The organism is Bacteroides sp. UBA939 (genome assembly GCF_002293435.1).
GTDB lineage: Bacteria > Bacteroidota > Bacteroidia > Bacteroidales > Bacteroidaceae > Bacteroides.
Genome location: NZ_DBDF01000078.1, coordinates 1 through 4,448, shown reverse-complemented (window position 1 = coordinate 4,448; position 4,448 = coordinate 1). Strand labels below are relative to the sequence as shown.

The following is a 4,448-nucleotide window of genomic DNA, read 5'->3' as shown; positions in this document are numbered from 1 at the left end:
ATTATGAACAGCTACTTAATATTGTCCAATACTTATCAGTTCTGCTTCTGCTGATATTCCGTCGGTGTGATACCGAATTCATCCTTGAAACATTTGGTGAAGTACTTGGGAGAGCTGAAACCTACAGCATAGGATATCTCTGATATATTCTGCGTATGGGAAAGCAACATCATGCAGGCGCGTTTCATCTTTATATTCCGTACAAAGTCCAGAGGAGTCAGTCCGGTCATGGACTTTATCTTGCGATACAGAGTGGACTTGGACATATTCATTTCTGTGGAAAGTTGTTCCAAGTCGAATTCCGTCTCTTCAAGATGTTGTTCTATGCTGTCAATAATGGATTGCAGGAACTGTTTGTCGGCTGAGGGGAAAGCCAGACCTTCCAGATTGATATTCTCCTCCTTACGGAAAGCCGCCTGACGCATCCTTGATGATCTGATAAGATTGTCTACACGGGCAAAGAGGATTTTCAACTCGAACGGTTTGGCTATATATCCATCAGCACCTGCCTCGTAACTGGCCACACGGTCGTCAATGCCATTCTTTGCCGTAAGTATAATAACGGGGATATGATTAAAACGCAGTTCACCCTTTATGCGGGTACAAAGCTCCCAGCCATTGACATCGGGCAACATAACATCACAGATTATCACATCGACTTCATTGTTATTCAGTTTATCCCAAGTCTGTTGTCCGTTTATGGCTGTCAGCACGCTGTAGCGTTCCTTGAACATTTCTTTCATGACAGATAACAATTCCGTATTGTCATCAATCAGCAGAATAGCAGGTTTGTCCGTATCGCCGGACAGCATGCTATCTTCGTCCGTATCGTTGGGAACAGTGTGCAGATTCAGTGCTTCCTCCACTATCAGTTCATCGGGCAAATAACTTTCCTTATCAATAGGAAGCGATACAGTGAAACATGAACCCTGTCCTAAAGTACTTTCTACAGTAATAGCGCCATGATGCAGGGCTACCAAATCTTTAGTCAGGGAAAGTCCGATTCCGTTCGATTCTATTCCTTTATTCCTCTTACTGCTGTAAAAACGGGTGAATATATGTTCAATCTCTTTGGCAGGAATACCGACGCCCTCGTCCTGTACTTTTACTACCAGCACTCTATGCCCCGTTTCATTGAGAACTTGTACTTCTATGCAGATAGACCTATTATCAGGTGTATATTTTATGGCATTCGACAGTAAATTATGCAGTATCTTATCCAACTTATCAAAATCTGCATAACCTAGCACTTCCCCAGTGTTCATGTAAACTTCCAGTGTAATATTCTTCTTTTCAGCAAGCGGCATAAAATTTATCCGGCAGATATTCTGAATAAATTCACGGATGTCACCTTCCGAAACATTCAGTTGCAGTTTTCCCACATCCATCTTACGAAAATCAAGAACCTGTTGTATCAATCGCTTCAACTTGTCCACATTGGCTTTCAGCATAACAGACTGCCGGTGTACGGCAGGTGTTTTCTGATCCAGATAATCAGATATGCAAGAGATAACGGTAAGCGGGGTCAGTAATTCGTGGGAAACACTGGTGAAGTATTTCAACTTTGTCTGCGCCAGTTCTTCCTGTAACTTCACCTCACTCTTTAGTCTGATGCGGCGCATATAGAACCGGATCGTGGTATAGAAACATAAGGCAACAAGGATGGTATAGATGAAATATGCAAGCCAGGTTTCATAAAAAGCAGGTTCTTTTACAAGGGTCAGCAACATTTCACTCTCCGTCCATTTGCCCCGTTCATACTCCAATTTTAAACGGAACTTATAAGTTCCTTTCGACAGGTGGTTGTAAAAAGCAGAATATTTGCCGTAGTCCGGATAAATCCAATCCTGGTCTATCCCTCCCAGTTTATATGCAACACGGTATCTGGCATTTAACGAATAGACAAGCGGAGAAAAACAAATTTCAATATTCCGGCTATCCGGGTCCAGGATTACTTTGTCTATTGTATTTCTCCCCGAATGGTCGGCGAAGAATGCACTCTTATCTTCAACCTTTACATCTGTGATGCGCAGGCGCGGATGAATCTTAATCTCTTGTGCCATACTGTCAGGCCGGATATGTACAAATCCTCTGTGTCCGCCTACATAAAGTCCGCCACACCCATCAAGACTGATAGCTTTATTTCTGAACACATCTACCATGATGTTTTCATCCGCAGTAGAATAATTTCGGTAAGTTCGTGAATCGACATTATATTGAAGTACTTTCTTATTGGCTATAATCCATACATTATTCTCGTCGGAGAGCAAGCCCAAAATGGTACAATCATCCAATGTGCTATCCAACAGCACATTCTCGAAGGTCTCCATCACCTCATCCGACCTGAAAACCCGCCCCCAGGAAGTATTCAACCATAGACAGTCCTGCCTGTCAATGCAAATGTTGTTCACCGCTTCTTTGTCTGATATGCCAGAAATATGCCCTTTCAATTCACAAACAACCCGCCCGTCAATACAACTAAGCTGATAAATCTGCCTGTTACCGGATATTCCCCAGATTTCTCCTTGTACATCTCTCGTCAATATGTCTATTTTGGGAATATTGCCGCCCGATACAACTAATGCCTCGTTATCAGGACGTTTCACATTCAGATTTGTCCTTGCGGATATCCAGAGATTGCCATATTTATCCTCAATCAGATTGTTCACTTCGCCGATATTGATATCTTCTTCAATCTTCACCTTCATATTCTGTTGCGTTACTCTCATTACACGCGAAGAGGTGTTCGAATTGACCCATACACCAGGTTTATGAATTGACCTTATCATGATATTAATCCCTCCCAGACCACTGTCTGCAAACAAATCGTGCGATAAATCATAGAGGCACAGACCGTGTCTATCCTGTATGAACCACATAACACTGTCTTGACTTTGAGAAAGGTTTAAGATATTAGCATCCCATCCCATTTGTTCTTTCAGTTGTGGCAAAAGATAGTTGTCCACATTTGAATTGTCAAAGAAGATAGTATATGCCATGTCATAAGAGGGTAACCATAGATTGCCTTCTCTGTCCTTACAAATCCGTGTGTACATCATGTGTGTATCGACCAGATCGTGCAACTCCACATTTTCCAACATTCCCTTATCTGTATATTTGAATGCCTGGATTCCGGCATAGGAGAGCATCCAAAGATAGCCGAATGTATCATCTTGCTCTATACTGAAAACAATAGACTCCGCCTCAGTGTTCTTCGAACCTGGCAGGTTGTGTTTTTTATAATGCTCTCCATCTTGAGTATCCGGGAAGAACTGCCACACGCCTTCGCCCCAGGAACCTATCCAATAATTTCCAAGATTATCCTGGCACATCACAAAAGCTGAATGACCATTACCAAATCGCGGATAAGAAAAGAAGGAGTCTGTTTCCGGTTCATACCTGAGTATGCCACATGGGCCTATTACCCAGAGTCGCTTCCCTCTGTCTATATAAATCGCATTGACACCATACTCGCTGGAGGAGCTAAGAATGTATTCTTTCACTACATTGCCTATAGAGTCGCATTGATATAACATAGCGCCTGCACCCACCCAAACAGTTTCGTTTTCATCTGTTGCTATAGCACTGATAGCCGTATTATGAAGCCGTTCATCAGGGAAAGGTATAATTTGGCACGTTTGTTTATCATACAGGTTTAACCCACTCCATGTTCCAATCCATACATATAAGCAATTATCATTTATGGATATGATAGAATTACTCGCCAGCAGATTCTTATTTTTATAGTCGGACCGGAAAATATTCAGTTGATATCCATCATAACGGGATAAACCGTTTGTAGTACCAAGCCAGAAATAGCCTTCCCTGTCTTGATGAATATTGAAAATTTCATTGGATGAAAGCTGGTTGAAAAAAGGGAATTGTTTGGAAAGCATGTGTTGCGCGCTTGCACACAGTTCTCCCAAGAATAGCAATATACAAAGGAAGAGATATTTCATAGTAGTGCAAATATGATTATGAGTACAAACTTACATAAAATTCTCCGTATTTTATGCCGGGTTAAGAAAAAAGCTATTTTTTCTTCTTGTTTTCTACCATGCAACTGCAATCTTTATATAATTGGCGAACCATAGTTTCTGAAAGCTTCTTTTTGAACCCATCAGTATCATATTGTTCTTCCTTTACCATCTCAGTTAATTCATTTAATCCGTCTTCAACTTCAGGTACCCGAATATATATAGCTAATGTTTCGCAGGTTCTCTGTATATTCAATACTTCGTTAAATAATTAATTAACTATCTCAGAAACAATGCGTTATATTAACAAGAGTTAGCATAAAAGAATTGGTCAAATGGCTGATTATCAGCAACTTTAAGTAGTCTACACATAGAGTTACAATGAACATATCAGCAGCACTTGACCAATATATAGGTATCTGTGGTGATGTCTTAAATAGATATACCACGAAGTTAAACAAAAGTTTTAAA

The 4,448-nt window shown here is 40.8% G+C and carries 1 protein-coding gene; it reads right to left on the bottom strand.

Annotated elements, in window-relative coordinates; translation table 11 throughout:
- Positions 1 to 35 precede the first annotated feature (35 nt).
- Positions 36 to 3,959 carry a hybrid sensor histidine kinase/response regulator transcription factor gene (locus B2Z67_RS05450; RefSeq protein ID WP_291528805.1) on the bottom strand — a complete coding sequence of 1,308 codons (3,924 nt, stop codon included), beginning with the start codon at positions 3,957 to 3,959 and terminating at the stop codon, positions 36 to 38.
- Positions 3,960 to 4,448 lie beyond the last annotated feature (489 nt).

Excerpts from the sequence above, each read along its gene's own strand:
- B2Z67_RS05450 (WP_291528805.1), bottom strand. The coding sequence starts at position 3,959 with ATGAAATATCTCTTCCTTTGTATATTGCTATTCTTGGGAGAACTGTGT.